Raw genomic sequence first — 12,678 nt, forward strand, 5'->3', positions numbered from 1 at the left:
GGCGGGGCGGTGCCGGAGTCCTGGTCGGGATCGATCGCGAACGTCTCGCCCCCGCCCGAGATGTCGGCCCCCGCGCAGAACGCCCGACCGGTGCCGGTGAGGACGACGGCCCGGATGGCGTCGTCGGCGTCGCAGGCGTCGAGGGCCGCGATGAGGTCGGTGAGGCTCCGCGTGGTGACCGCGTTGAGGCGGGCCGGGCGGTTGAGCCGGATCACGGCTACCTCGCTGTGGCGCTCGACCACCACATCGGGCTGGTCGGGCTGGTCGGGCGGGGTCGCGGGTGCCTGGTCAGGCGAGGGGTGCATGATGTCGGACGCTACCCGGGGTGGCGGGTGGGGCGGCCGGGATCGGCGGGTTCCCGGGTCAGCCGACCTCGTCTCAGTCGCCCACCTCGTCCGGGTCGGTCACGTCGGCGGGCAGCTCGATGGCCTGGTCGGCGACGTCCGCGGGGTTCGCCTCGCGGGTGGGGTCGCTGACCACGACCTCCGGCTGGTACTCCTCGGCGGCGGTGACGGGATCCGGTCCCGGGGTGTACTCGTCCGGGTCGGGGCGGTCCTCGGCGGTCATGTCGGGTCCTCCTGGGAGTCGGTCTGCGGTGACGGGTCCGCGGCGGCTCCTCCACCGCGCGCGGCGGGACTTGAGTGGGTGTGCTGATGTCGAGCGTAGGCCTCGCCCCCCGGTGCCGGCGCCCTTCTCGGTGGCGTTGTCGACGACCCGGCGCGGCGGCTGGCGGCGCGGTGGCCGCGGGGGCGATCGGTGTCGGACCCCTCTGCTTGACTCCCGGTCATATCCCAACCACCACGTGGAGAGACCATGATCAGCATTCGTAAACTCCTCGCCGGCGTACTCGGGGTGCTCGCCCTCAGCGTCACCGCCGCGCCCGTCGCCCAGGCGCAGCCGCTCCCCGGAGGGTCGGTCGAGCTTCCGCCGATCGACCCGATCGCGGTGCCCGTCCCGGTGGGCTCGGCGGCGGGTCAGCTCCCACCGCTGCCCTTCCCGTGGTTCTGGCAGGACCCCGTTCCGCCGCCCCCGCCGGCGCCGAAGTACGTGGCGTCCAACTGGGTGGTCGCGTACAGCGCGTGTCCTGCCTCCAATCAGTGGGCCTACGCCCAGGACGGGACCAAGCTCTGGTGCACCTACCTCGACCGGACCGACGCCCGGCTGTGGGCCCCGTACACCTCGAACGTGCCGTGGACGCCCGGCTTTCGGCTGAAGCCGCGGACGGAAGTGGCGAATTCACTTGCGGGGAAGAGCTGTAGGCCTGTCGGTGCGACCGCGATCGACCCCTCGAACGGCCAGGAGGCCTACTGCGATTGGAGGCGGATCGATTCCGACGTGCCGGTCTGGCAGTACAAACCCGGATCCTGACCGCGCCCGGCGACCGTTGCGCCCGCGGGGCGGGTGATGGTCGGCCGGGGGCGGTGGGCTCGTCGTTGTCGCGGTGTCACGTCAGCTCAGGTGCCCCGCGCCCGTCTCGTCGCGGCGGCGGGAGCGGCGCAGCAGCGGCTCGAGCTCCGCGTCCTCCTCGGCGGTGGCCACCCGGAACGGGGGCTCGGCCAGCGTCGGCAGGCTCGAGCGCTCCTGGCCGCGGGTGGCCCGCAGGCTCGCGACCACCGACACCGTGAGGATGGCGGCGATGACCGCCAGCGAGATCGGGGTGGGGATGTAGAAAACGTCGATCTTCAGCAGCATCTTCACGCCCACCCACATCAGCACCAGCGCCAGGCCGATCTTGAGGTAGATGAACCGGTGGACCAGATCGGCGAGCAGGAAGTACATCGCGCGCAGCCCCAGGATCGCGAAGGCGTTGGCGGTGAAGACCAGGAACACCTCGTCGGTCACGGCGAAGATGGCGGGGATGGAGTCGACGGCAAAGACCACGTCCGTCGTCTCGACCAGCACCAGCACGGCGAGCAGGGGAGTGGCCATGACCAGGCCGCCCTTGCGGACCAGCAGCCGCTGACCGTGGAAGGTGTCGGTCATGGGTACCAGCCGGCGGAACGCCGCGAGGACCTTGGACTGGTCGGGGTCGAGGTGCTCGTCGCGTTGGCGGATCATCCGGAAGCCCGTGTACAGCAGGAACGCGGCGAAGATGTAGAGGATCCACGAGAAGTTCTGGATGAGCACCGCGCCACCGGCGATGAAGATGCCGCGGAAGACCAGGGCGCCCAGCACGCCGAGGAACAGGACCCGGTGTTGGAACTGCGGCGGGACGGCGAAGTGGGCGAAGATGATCGCCCAGACAAAGACGTTGTCCACGGCCAGGGACTTCTCGATGAGATAGCCGGCGAAGTACTGCTGGCCGAACTCGGCGCCCCAGACCGCCCAGACGATCGCGCCGAAGCCGACGCCGAAGGCGATCCACACCGCCGACCATGCCGCGGCTTCCTTGACCCCGATGACGTGGGCCTTGCGGTGGGCGACGAGGTCGACGGCCAGCATCACGACGATGAACGCGATGACCGCCAGCCAGATCCAGAGGGGGGTGTGCATGACGCGGGACCTTTCGATCAGTGGGTGATCGAAGGTCTCTCCCGACCGGCGCTGCTGCGCGCGGTCCGCTCCGCCGGGCCCGTGGGCCGTACTGACGACGAGGCGACTAGAGGGATACTCCCCTTCCGGTGCGACCCAGTGAAGCACACGCGACGGAGGTCGCGCCAGGAGAATTTGCTTCCGGATCAGGTGGGCCCGAACCGACCCATCCCTGAGGGGAGCGGTTCCGAATCCTTTGCAGACGCTGAAAGGAGAACCACCATGAGCACTCCCGCCGGAACCCGAATCCGTCTCGCGCTGAAGACGTCCGGGGTACTCACCGCGATAGGGACCGCGGTGGTTCTCGCGCTGGCCTTTGCCCTGTTCACCCTGGGCTCGCAGCCGGCCAGCCTGGTGGCGTCGGCCGAACTCGCCGCCGGCGCCGCCCTGCAGGCCCAGAGCGGGTGGGTGCTTCCGGCGGTGTTCTCCGTGCTGGTGTTCACCGGGGTCGTCCTCATGACAGTGCTGTTGGGGAAGCCCTCGGTGGACGTGACGTGGACTCCCGCGGCTCCCGACCTCCGTGCCGTGCCCCAGCCGCCCCTGGCGCACGGGCACGCGACGTCCGATCGGGCCGGGCAACTGGTGGCGACCACGCAGTCCTGACGCCGCCCGGCGGTCGCTACCGCTGGTCGAGGTCGACCACGCCGGTGTGTGCTCGTGGAGAACCGCGGGTGGTCGGCACGCGGGGCGGGAGGGCCGGGCTCGTCGTCGTCGACCTGGTTCTTCACGCTCCACCCCGCCGGTGCACCCGACGGGGAGGAGCGGTTACGAGTTGGCGAACGCCAGGATGAGCCACACCGGGAGCCACAGGCCCGCGGTGAGGATGGTGAGGATCAGGTGCAGGGCGTGGTTGACGCGCTTGCCCCCGCCGTTGACGTAGACGTTCTGCTGCATGGGCGGCATCTGCTGCGGGTACATGAACGACTGCTGATACATGGGCGGCGCGTACGGGTTGGGCACCTGGAGATGCGCCGGGATGAACTGGTCCTGCGGGCCGTACTGCATGGGCGGTGCCGGCGGGTTGCCGTAGGCGAAGCCGCCTTCGTGCGCCAGCGGGCCGTAGGGCTGGGGGGCGTACTGCGGCGGGGTGTGCTGCTGCGGCTGGGTGTGCTGCTGGGTGTACTGCTGCGGCGGGGTGTACTGCTGTGGGGGGAGGGCCTGGCGCGCGGGCGGGAGGGGCTCGAAGCGCTCCGTGTCACCCCGCCGGGCCTCGAAGTGCCGCGGATCCTGGGGTTGCGCCGGGGCCTCGCGGGCGGGGACCTGTTGTTCGCGGCCGTCGGGATTGCCGGGACCGGGACTGAAGGGCTCGTTCATTGCTGCCTCCTCGGCGCGGTCGGTCGCGGCGTGCGACGGCCGGGAGAGCGTGGGGCCCTCAAACCGACTCGAGTCCCAATCTACGTCCTGACTCCGACAATGTTGACACTGGTGGCTCGCCCGCGGCCGGCGGCCTACGGCGTGGAGACCGCCGCCGGGGGTGAGGACTGTCGCGCGGCGCCGGCGGAGGCGTCGGCGGGGTCCTGCGTCAGAGCGAAGAGGGTGGCGCCGAGCGCTGCGGTGGCGGCGAGGGCTGCGCCGATCCCCAACTCGAGGATGGAGAACTGCGTGCGGCGACCCAGCATCTGGGGCGACGTGACGGAGCTGGACATCGATTTCCTTTAACAGATCCTGCCGAGCCTGTGAGGGACGCCGATGACCATAGGCCTTCTCACCGCGTCATGGCTAGAGGGGGCGGGCGTCAACATGGCGGCGGCCACCCGCGCTCGACGGCCTGCGCTCAACGGCCCGACGGTGTGACGGTCCCGCGGGAGAGGGCACGCAGGTCACTCACAGAGCGGCGATCATCTCGCGCATCCGATCGATCTCGCGCTGCTGGGTCTGGATGATCGACCGGGCCAGCTCGACGGTCGGCGGGTAGGTGCCGTCGGAGACCTCGTCCTGCGCCATCTCGATCGCGCCCTCGTGATGGGCGATCATCTGCTCGAGGAACAGCCGCGCGGCGTCGGGGCCCCGCGCATCGGACAGCTCCCGCATCTCCTGGCCGGAGAGCATCCCGTCCATCATCGGCATCCCGGCGGCATCGTCCGCGCCGCCCATGTGATCGCCCATGTGGCCGGGCACGTCGTCGCCCATCATCGGTCCACCCTGCGGTCCGCCGGGCACCCCCCACTGCTCGAGCCACTGGCGCATCTGCTCGATCTCGGGGCCCTGGGCCGCCTTGATCTCCTCGGCCATGGTCCTCACGTCGGCGGGGACGTCGTCTTTGTCCAGGATGATGTCGCTCATCTCGATCGCCTGCTGGTGGTGCGGGATCATCATCCGGGAGAACATCACGTCCGCCGCGGAGTGCTCGGAGTCCTGGCCGGTGGCGGTCGTGAGAGTCCCGCCGGTCGTGGTCTCGCTCATCACGGCGCCGGGCGAGGTCTCGGTGGCGGTCGTCGAGTCGGTGCCGTTCCCGGCGCATCCGGCGAGCGCCAGTACGGCGGCGGCGGTGGCGGCGAGGAGGGCTCTGCTGGTCATCGTCGGGTCCTTTCGTCAAAGAGGGCGGGGCGCCTGTCCCGCTTCCGGCCCTCGCGGCCGTCGACTGTGATGGCCACACGCCATCGTCGCCGGGGAACCCCTCATTCCCGGTGGAGGTCACGTCAAGATTCGGTCAAGGCTGCCGCGGCGGCGGCGCACCCCGCGGCGGGGCGCGATGATGGACCCATGCCCTCACCCGCTGGTGCCCACGACTCGTCTGGTCCGGTCGCCGGGTTGAGGGCCCTGGTCGTGGACGACGAGCGGCCGCTCGCGGAGTTGGTCGGCTCGTATCTCGAGCGCGACGGGTTCGAGGTGACCCTCGCCGGGGACGGTGCCGAGGCGGTCGCGTTGGCGCGCTCGGCGGACCCGGACGTGGTGGTCCTGGATCTGGGGCTGCCCGGGCTGGACGGGGTGGAGGTGTGCCGCCGGATCCGCGCCCATTCCGACGCCTACGTGGTGATGCTCACCGCCCGGACCGACGAGGTGGACACGCTGATCGGGCTGTCGGTCGGCGCCGACGACTACGTGACCAAGCCGTTCAGCCCACGCGAGCTGGTGGCCCGGATCCAGGCCATGCTGCGCCGGCCGCGGACCCCCGCCACCGTGGCCGACGGCCCGCGGGAGCCCGCTGCCCGGGCGGTCGGGGAGCTGAGCATCGACGAGGCGGGCCGCGAGGTCACCGTCGGCGGCGAGGCGGTCGCTCTGACGCGGACCGAGTTCGACGTGCTCGCCGCCCTGTCCCGCGACCCGGGCGTGGTGCTCAGCCGGGCCCGGCTGATCGAGGCGGTGTGGGGTCCCAACTGGGTGGGCGACGACCACATGGTGGACGTCCACATCGCCCACCTGCGCCGGAAGCTGGGCGACGACGCGGCCCGGGGGCGCTACGTGCGCACCGTCCGAGGCGTCGGCTACCGCATGGGGACCGGGGGATGAGCGGGCGCGGCCGTCGCCGGCTGGCCGGGGCCAGCTTCGGGACGCTTCTGCTCCTGGCCATGGCGGGCGTCGTGCTGGGCTGCGCGGTCAGCGCGTGGCTGGTCGCCTCCGCGCTGGCCCCCGGGATCTTCCACGACCACTTGGGACAGGCCGGGATCGACCACGACTCCGCCGGGGCCGCGCACGTCGAGGAGGCGTTCACCATCGCGATCGTCCTGGCCTGGGGGCTGGCGGTGGGGATCGCGGTGCTCCTGGCGCTGCTCGCGAGCTGGTACCTCACCCGCCGGGTCCAGCGCTCGGTCACGGTGGTCACCAGCTCGACAGCGGAGATCGCCGGCGGGCGCTATGGCACCCGGGTCGCGAGCCCGGAGCTGGGGCGGGAGTTCGACGAGTTGGCGGGCAGCGTCAACGAGCTGGCCCGACGGCTCGAGGCCACGGACGCCACCAGGCGCAGGATGCTCGCGGACCTGGGACACGAGATGCGCACCCCGCTGGCCACGATCGACTCCCATCTCGAGGCCCTCGACGACGGCGTCCGTGTCCTCGACGACGCCACCAAGGACGTGTTGTGGGCGGCCACCCGGCGGCTCGAGCGACTGGCCTCGGACATCGTGGCGGTCTCGGACGCCGAGGAACACCAGGCCCGGCTCCACCTCGCCCGCACCTCCACCGCCGGGCTCGTGGCCGGCGCGATCGACGCCGCCCGCGCGCAGTACGCCGAGAAGGGTGTCGCTCTGACGGCGGAGGGGGTCGAGCAGGCCACCGTCACCGTGGACGTTGAGCGGATGGGCCAGGTGCTGGGGAACCTCCTGGGGAACGCGCTCCGGCACACCCCGGCGGGCGGAGCGGTGACCGTCGGCGCCGCGCCCGCGGGGCCGGGGGTCGTCGAGATCACGGTCGCCGACTCCGGCGAGGGCATCGCGCCCGAGCACCTGGACCACCTGTTTGACCGCTTCTACCGGGCCGACCCCTCCCGGGGCCGCGACGCCGGCGGGAGCGGGATCGGCCTGGCCATCACGCGGGCGCTGGTGGAGGCGCACGGCGGACGGGTCCGGGCGAGCAGCGACGGCCCCGGCCGCGGCGCCCGGTTCACCATCACGATCCCCGCCACGGCAGGGAGCTGAGCGCGCGCTCCCGCCGGTCGGGTCAGCGGGTGGCCAGCACGATCCGCTGCAGGTCGCGGCCCACGATCACCTTGCCGCTGTAGCCCTCCTGCGCCCAGTCGTGCCACTGGCGCGGATCGACCACGCCGGAGTAGTCGCCGAGGTGGGTCAGGACCAGCCGGCTGGCGCCGGCCCGCTCGGCCACCTGCCCCACCACCTGGACCTCGACATGCGATTCCAGGTTGTGCTCGATCATCGCCGGCGGCAGGTTCCCGCCGCGCACGTTGATCGCCTCGTGCACGAGCGTGTCGGTGCCGAGCGCCAGCTTGTCCAGGTTCGCGCTGAGGCTGGTGTCACCGGAGAACGTCACCGACCCGTGCTCGGTGTCGAAGCGGAAGGCGAACGCGGGGAAGACCGGCCCGTGCGGGACGAGGGTCGCGGTGACCCGGACGTTCTGGTCCTCCATGACCAAGAACGGGTCCATCGCCGGGCAGGTGTTGGTGTAGCTCGCCCCGACGTCGGGGATCGCGATCTCATGGACGTCGAACAGGGTGCGCGGGTCGGGCGGGCCGCCGGCGGGGCCGTTGTCGCGGAGGAAGATGTTGGACGTGTACGCGTAGGCCTCGTGCATTCGCTGCGTCATCTCGGCGGTGCCCGGGGTGGGGCTCTGCGGGGCGACCACCGGGAAGTCGGGGTAGTTGAAGTTGGGCGGTCGCAGTCCGCCCGCCGAGCCCGGGCCGTACACGTCGACCGGGCCCGCGAGCTTGTCGCCCGCGGAATTGGCCACCACCCCGCCGATGAGCGCGAAGTTGTAGTAGTCGGCGATGTGGTCGGCGTGCAGGTGGGTGATGAAGATGCCCCGGATCGCCGCCAACTCGAGCCCGGTGAGCCCGTACTGGGTGACCGAGGAGCGGCCGCAGTCGATGACGTAGGTGGCGCCGTTGACCACGAGGACCGTCGCAATCCCCACCCGGGTCCTCTCCACCATCGGGCCCGCGAGCGTCCCCAGCAGCACCAGCTCGAGGGGTTCGCGCTCGTCCGCGGGGATGGGGGCGGGCGGGGTGTTCCCCGAGGAGCCGAGGGAGCCGGTGTCGAGGGAGCCCGAGTCGAGTGAACCGGACAGGCTCTGGGCGGCGGCCTGGCCCGCGCCGAGTCCGGCGACGCCGGTCACCGCCGCGGCCCCGCCGAGGGCGGCGAGCAGCGAGCGGCGGCTGACTCGGGCCGCGGGCTGGGGGCTGGGATCTGAGGGGGGCATGGCGACGTCCTTCATCCGGGGGCGGGTTTCGGGGCGGAGATGAGCTGGAGGAGCGTGTGCCACCAGTCCGTAGTGAAAAAAAAACCTACTTCAGATTTTCTCAGGTAAGGGCGGATTCACGGTTCGTCGCGTTCGGCGCTCGGCGAGCGCGCGCCGGCGGGTCGGTCGCCAGCAGGTTGCTCGAGATTCGGTGACGCTTGCTCGAGCTCAGGTACGCCCTGCCGGGGTGTCGCGTGCGCCGGGTTCGAGCAGGTGCGCGCAGACCTCGAGCAAGTCGTCGCGGATCTCGCGCAGGTGGGCTCAGATCTCGAGCAAGTGCCGCGGGGCCGGGGCGCTGCGGGGCAGGGGCTGGGGCGCGGCCGCGGAGTCGGGACGCCGGAGGGGGCAGGGGCCGGGGCGCGGCTGCGGAGTCGGGACGCCGGAGGGGGCAGGGGCCCGTGTGGGGCCGCGGAGCCGGGACGCCGGAGGGGGCAGGGGCTGGTGCGTGGTCTCGTAGCGGGCCCCGATTCAGGCCGGCCCCGCCTCGGGCGCGGGTGCCTGCCGCCCGAGCCCCGCCACGAGCCAGTCCACGAGGTCGGTCACGTACTGGCGGTGTGCCGGCGCGGCGTCGGCGGGGCCGCGGGCCCGAGTGGCGAGCTCGGCGGTGAGCATGACGATCATCTGCCGCACCCGGTGCCGGGCCCACTCCTGCCCACATCGGGCGGTGACGGCCGAGATCAGCATCGCCAACTGGTCCTGCAGCGCGGTGTCCGCCACCGGCCCGGGGCCGACCGTCCGGCCCACCTCGGCGACCGGCCCCAGCTGTCCGATCACCCGGAGCGTCCAGCGGCCCTCGTCGTCGTCGAGCAAATCCGCCAGCGGTGACACCACCGCCCGCACGATCTCCGCGAGGTCGGGCGCGGACGAGGCCCACCTGTCGAGGTCGCGGCGGCGCTCGGGCTCCATGCGCGCCACCCCGCTGCGCAGGACGGACTCGAGCAGGCCGGTGCGCCCGCCGAAGTGGTAGTTGATCGCGGAGTCGTTGCCCTGGCCGGCGTCGGCCACGATGTCGCGGATCCGGGCGGTGCGCCAGCCGTCGGAGGCGAACCTGCGCAGGCCCGCCAGGAGCAGGGCCTCGCGGGTGGCGACCGAGCGGGGTCGGGCCGGGCCGGGCGCGGGGGCTGGGCTGGGGGGAGACGGGCTGGGCGTGGGGGTTGGGCCGGGAGTGGCGGCGGAGCGGGGCACGAGGCGAGTCTAGATCGCCCTTCCCCTGAGTTAACAGCACGTGTTAAATGGGGCCATGCAGCCCACCGCACCCGCCGCGTCCACCGCACCCGCCGCGTCCACCGCACCCGGCCCGGCCTTCGACCCGTTCGACCCCGCGCACCTGGCGGACCCGTATCCCGGCTACGCGATCCTGCGCGAGACGGACCCCGTGCACTTCCACCGCGGCGACGGCACGGCCGCCCACCCGGACTTCTGGGCGCTGTCGCGCTACGCCGACGTCGACGCCGCGGTGTGCGCCCCCGACGCGTTCTCCTCCGCCAGCGGCCTGACCTTCTACCGCGACGAGATCGAGAAGCTGGGGCTGGCGCCGACCATCGTCATGATGGATCCGCCCGAGCACTCCGGGAAGCGGCGGCTGCTGGCCAAGGCGTTCTCGCCGAAGCGCGTGGCGGAGACCGAGCCGCTCATCCGCGACTACGTCCGTGGGCGGCTGGCGGAGATGGCCGAGCGGGACCACGACGGCGAGGTGGTCGATCTGCACCGGGACTTCTCGTCCCGGATCCCGACGTTCGTGCTGGCGCACCTGTTCGACCTGCCGGCCCAGGACAGGCCCCGGTTCGGCCCGTGGGTCAGCGCGCTCACCACGCTCCAGGAGGAGGGGTTCCGTCCGGCCGGCCTCGAGGGCGGGGCGGTGGCGGCGGTGGCGGAGATGTTCGGGTACTTCGGCGAGCTGATCGCCGAGCGGCGGGCGGCCCCGGGCGAGGACCTCATCTCGGCGCTGACGCAGGCCGAGATCGGCGGCGAGCAGCTGGACGACTGGGACATCCTCGGCTTCTGCTTTGTGATCGTGGCCGGGGGGAACGACACCACGGGCAACCTCATCTCGCACACGGTGGCGCTGCTCGACGCGAACCCGCGGCAGCGCGGGATGCTCGTGGCCGACCCGGGGCTGATCCCCGGCGCGCTGCAGGAATGCCTGCGCTACGAGTCGAGCGTGCAGGCGCTCGCGCGGACCACGACGCGGGAGGTCACGGTCGGCGGGGTGACGATCCCGGCGGGGGAGAAGGTGATGATGCTCTACGGCTCGGCCAACCGCGACGAGCGCGAGTTCGGGCCGACCGCCGGGGAGTTGGACATCACCCGCGAGATCACCGGGCACCTGGGTTTCTCCCGCGGGCCGCACTTTTGCATCGGCTCGCACTTCGCCCGCCTGCAGGCGCGGATCGCGGTGGAGGAGCTGTACGCGGCGCACCCCGCGGTGGGAGTGGACTCCGGCGCCGCGGTCCGGGCGCTCTCGCCGTTCACCCGCGGATTCGTGTCGCTGCCCGCGACGGGGCTGGGCGCGCGGCCGGCCTGATCCCGGGGTCGGACGAGGGTAGACCGGCAGGGGGGATAAGCCTAGACTCATCGGGCAAGGCCAGGGCGGGGGGCGCCCGGTGCGACGCGTTCCGCATTTCTTCTCGGTGAGGACGCATCATGACAACCACCACGGCTTATCCGACCCCCGATTCCACACCCCCCGGCCCGCCGGCGCGGACCAGTCCGCTGAACTGGGTCATGCTCGTCGCGGGCGTGCTGCTCGCCGCCCTGGGCATCGGGCTCACAGCCGCGGGCATCGCGCTCGCGGTGGCCGAGGCCTCCCAGCGGGACGGGCGCTACGCCTACACCGACACGAGCCGGGCCCAGACCGTCGGCCACGCCATCACGACCTCGCCCATCCGGGTGGACCTGGGTGACACCACGGCGTCGGGCGGGGACTTCCGGCTGGACGACCTGCTCAGCATCCAGCTGCGCGCGACCGCCGTGGTCCCCGGCCAGGACGTCTTCATCGGCATCGCCGACGCCGCCGATGTCCAGGCCTACCTCCGGGACGTCCCGCACGCGGTGTTCGGGGACGACCCCTGGGCCAAGCGGTACGACGTGGGCGATTCGGCGCGGTGGACCAGGGACGCCGACACCGGCGCCTCCCTGGACGAGGTGCCCGGCACCCGGGCCCCCGAGCCCCCCACCGAGCAGGACTTCTGGGTCCAGTCGGCCACGGGGGCGGACCAGCAGACGATCACCGTGGACCTGCGATCCGGCAACTGGGTGCTGGTGGTGATGAACGCCGACGGCTCACGCCCGGTGTGGGTCGACGTGCAGGCGGGCGCCCACACGGACCTCTTCGGCCTCGCGAACCCGGGCGTCCTGATCGCGGGGATCGTGGCGCTGGTCCTGGGGCTGCCGCTGATCCTGCTGGGCGCGGCCGGGCTGGGGCGCGACATCGATCGCGGACCCGGCGCGGGCGGGGGCCCTGCCGTCGGCGTCGGCGCTGCCGCCGACCCCGACCCGCTGCGCCTCTACGGCCACCCGGACCCCGGCGTCTCCCGCGGGCTGTGGCTGGTCAAGTGGTTGCTGGTCATCCCGCACCTTCTCGTGATGGGGCTGCTGTGGTTCGGGCTGGTGGTGGTCACCATCGCCTCGTTCTTCGCGATCCTGTTCACCGGCCGCTACCCGCGGGCGCTGTTCGCGTACACCGTCGGGGTGCTGCGGTGGAACTGGCGGGTGGGCTTCTACGCCTACTCGGCGCTGGGCACCGACCGCTATCCGCCGTTCTCGCTCGCGCCCGCCGACTACCCGGCCGGGCTGGACGTGGCCTATCCCGACCACCTCTCGCGCGGCCTCGTGCTGGTCAAGTGGTGGCTGCTGGCGATCCCGCACCTGATGATCGTGGGGATCCTCACCGGCGGCGGGGCGGCCGCCGGCAACGCCTCCGCCTCCGGCGGCTGGAACATCTCCCTGCTGGGGCTGCTCGTGCTGATCGTCGCGATCGGGCTGCTGTTCACCGGCCGCTACCTGCCCGGGTTGTTCGACCTGATCGTGGGCCTCAACCGCTGGGTGTACCGCGTCGGGTCCTACGTGCTGCTTCTGCGGGACGAGTACCCGCCGTTCCGGCTGGACCAGGGGCCGGACGAGCCCGCCACCGAGCCCACGACCGAGCCCACGACCGAGCCGACGACCCCAGCGTGGTCGCCGGAGCACTGAGTTCGGTCGACGCTGCGCAGGTGCTCCGGCGGATCGACGCGAATCCCGTCGACCAAACTCGGTGGGGCGTCGACCAAACTCACGGGTCGGCGGGGTCGGTGGGGTCGG

At 72.3% G+C, this 12,678-nt stretch carries 14 protein-coding genes; 6 read left to right on the forward strand and 8 right to left on the reverse strand.

Translation table 11 applies throughout. From position 1 onward, the window contains the following. Together B4M60_RS05940 and B4M60_RS05945 are read right to left on the reverse strand one after the other, a co-directional pair. Positions 1-305: enoyl-CoA hydratase-related protein (locus B4M60_RS05940; protein WP_291081208.1), on the reverse strand; the 305-nt coding region annotated here is incomplete at its 3' end. A gap of 73 nt (positions 306-378) precedes the next feature. Continuing rightward, positions 379-567: a hypothetical protein gene (locus B4M60_RS05945; RefSeq protein WP_291081210.1), complete on the reverse strand. Its 189-nt coding sequence runs from the start codon at positions 565-567 to the stop codon at positions 379-381. Between the two features lie 246 nt (positions 568-813). Between B4M60_RS05945 and B4M60_RS05950 the strand changes: the two genes are divergently transcribed. Next, on the forward strand, positions 814-1,368 hold the full coding sequence (locus B4M60_RS05950; protein WP_291081212.1) for a hypothetical protein: 555 nt from the start codon (positions 814-816) through the stop codon (positions 1,366-1,368). An 81-nt stretch (positions 1,369-1,449) separates the two neighbouring features. Here the strand turns inward: B4M60_RS05950 and B4M60_RS05955 are convergent, their stop codons facing one another. Next, positions 1,450-2,493, reverse strand: a complete 1,044-nt coding sequence (locus tag B4M60_RS05955) for a TerC family protein (protein WP_291081214.1) — start codon at positions 2,491-2,493, stop codon at positions 1,450-1,452. 261 nt (positions 2,494-2,754) lie between these two features. Between B4M60_RS05955 and B4M60_RS05960 the strand changes: the two genes are divergently transcribed. Further along, positions 2,755-3,135, forward strand: coding sequence for a hypothetical protein (locus B4M60_RS05960; protein ID WP_291081216.1), 381 nt, complete (start codon positions 2,755-2,757; stop codon positions 3,133-3,135). Between the two features lie 162 nt (positions 3,136-3,297). On the opposite strand, the gene B4M60_RS05965 is transcribed toward B4M60_RS05960, so the two are convergent. The 3 genes from B4M60_RS05965 to B4M60_RS05975 form a co-directional block, all read right to left on the reverse strand. Continuing rightward, a complete protein-coding gene (locus tag B4M60_RS05965; protein ID WP_291081218.1) occupies positions 3,298-3,846 on the reverse strand; it encodes a hypothetical protein in 549 nt (182 codons plus the stop codon). Positions 3,847-3,980: 134 nt separating this feature from the next. Further along, on the reverse strand, positions 3,981-4,178 hold the full coding sequence (locus tag B4M60_RS05970) for a hypothetical protein (protein ID WP_291081220.1): 198 nt from the start codon (positions 4,176-4,178) through the stop codon (positions 3,981-3,983). Positions 4,179-4,356: 178 nt separating this feature from the next. After that, positions 4,357-5,049 carry a DUF305 domain-containing protein gene (locus B4M60_RS05975; RefSeq protein WP_291081222.1) on the reverse strand — a complete coding sequence of 231 codons (693 nt, stop codon included), beginning with the start codon at positions 5,047-5,049 and terminating at the stop codon, positions 4,357-4,359. Between the two features lie 186 nt (positions 5,050-5,235). Here B4M60_RS05975 and B4M60_RS05980 point away from each other — a divergent pair, with 186 nt between their 5' ends. After that, positions 5,236-5,982, forward strand: a complete 747-nt coding sequence (locus tag B4M60_RS05980) for a response regulator transcription factor (RefSeq protein ID WP_291081223.1) — start codon at positions 5,236-5,238, stop codon at positions 5,980-5,982. Then, entirely contained in the window at positions 5,979-7,106 is a 1,128-nt protein-coding gene (locus B4M60_RS05985) for a sensor histidine kinase (protein ID WP_291081225.1), read from the forward strand. Before B4M60_RS05980 ends, B4M60_RS05985 begins: the two co-directional genes overlap by 4 nt. A gap of 22 nt (positions 7,107-7,128) precedes the next feature. Here B4M60_RS05985 and B4M60_RS05990 read toward each other — a convergent pair whose 3' ends face one another. Continuing rightward, positions 7,129-8,340 (reverse strand): MBL fold metallo-hydrolase, encoded by a 1,212-nt coding sequence (locus tag B4M60_RS05990; protein ID WP_291081227.1) that lies wholly within the window; start codon positions 8,338-8,340, stop codon positions 7,129-7,131. Between the two features lie 507 nt (positions 8,341-8,847). Continuing rightward, positions 8,848-9,564, reverse strand: coding sequence for a TetR/AcrR family transcriptional regulator (locus tag B4M60_RS05995; RefSeq protein WP_291081229.1), 717 nt, complete (start codon positions 9,562-9,564; stop codon positions 8,848-8,850). A gap of 55 nt (positions 9,565-9,619) precedes the next feature. Here B4M60_RS05995 and B4M60_RS06000 point away from each other — a divergent pair, with 55 nt between their 5' ends. Both B4M60_RS06000 and B4M60_RS06005 read left to right on the forward strand, forming a co-directional pair. Next, the gene (locus tag B4M60_RS06000; protein ID WP_291081231.1) at positions 9,620-10,903 is read left to right on the forward strand and encodes a cytochrome P450; all 1,284 of its coding nucleotides are present in this window, start codon (positions 9,620-9,622) and stop codon (positions 10,901-10,903) included. Positions 10,904-11,022: 119 nt separating this feature from the next. Beyond that, a complete protein-coding gene (locus B4M60_RS06005; RefSeq protein ID WP_291081233.1) occupies positions 11,023-12,570 on the forward strand; it encodes a DUF4389 domain-containing protein in 1,548 nt (515 codons plus the stop codon). The last annotated feature ends 108 nt before the right edge of the window (positions 12,571-12,678 follow it).

This window comes from Dietzia sp. UBA5065 (assembly GCA_002415925.1).
Classification (GTDB): Bacteria; Actinomycetota; Actinomycetes; order Mycobacteriales; family Mycobacteriaceae; genus Dietzia.

Bases quoted from the DNA above. Each gene is read 5' to 3' on its own strand.
- B4M60_RS05945 (WP_291081210.1), bottom strand. From the start codon at position 567: ATGACCGCCGAGGACCGCCCCGACCCGGACGAGTACACCCCGGGACCG.
- B4M60_RS05950 (WP_291081212.1), top strand. From the start codon at position 814: ATGATCAGCATTCGTAAACTCCTCGCCGGCGTACTCGGGGTGCTCGCC.
- B4M60_RS05955 (WP_291081214.1), bottom strand. From the start codon at position 2,493: ATGCACACCCCCCTCTGGATCTGGCTGGCGGTCATCGCGTTCATCGTC.
- B4M60_RS05960 (WP_291081216.1), top strand. From the start codon at position 2,755: ATGAGCACTCCCGCCGGAACCCGAATCCGTCTCGCGCTGAAGACGTCC.
- B4M60_RS05965 (WP_291081218.1), bottom strand. From the start codon at position 3,846: ATGAACGAGCCCTTCAGTCCCGGTCCCGGCAATCCCGACGGCCGCGAA.
- B4M60_RS05970 (WP_291081220.1), bottom strand. From the start codon at position 4,178: ATGTCCAGCTCCGTCACGTCGCCCCAGATGCTGGGTCGCCGCACGCAG.
- B4M60_RS05975 (WP_291081222.1), bottom strand. From the start codon at position 5,049: ATGACCAGCAGAGCCCTCCTCGCCGCCACCGCCGCCGCCGTACTGGCG.
- B4M60_RS05980 (WP_291081223.1), top strand. From the start codon at position 5,236: ATGCCCTCACCCGCTGGTGCCCACGACTCGTCTGGTCCGGTCGCCGGG.
- B4M60_RS05985 (WP_291081225.1), top strand. From the start codon at position 5,979: ATGAGCGGGCGCGGCCGTCGCCGGCTGGCCGGGGCCAGCTTCGGGACG.
- B4M60_RS05990 (WP_291081227.1), bottom strand. From the start codon at position 8,340: ATGCCCCCCTCAGATCCCAGCCCCCAGCCCGCGGCCCGAGTCAGCCGC.
- B4M60_RS06000 (WP_291081231.1), top strand. From the start codon at position 9,620: ATGCAGCCCACCGCACCCGCCGCGTCCACCGCACCCGCCGCGTCCACC.
- B4M60_RS06005 (WP_291081233.1), top strand. From the start codon at position 11,023: ATGACAACCACCACGGCTTATCCGACCCCCGATTCCACACCCCCCGGC.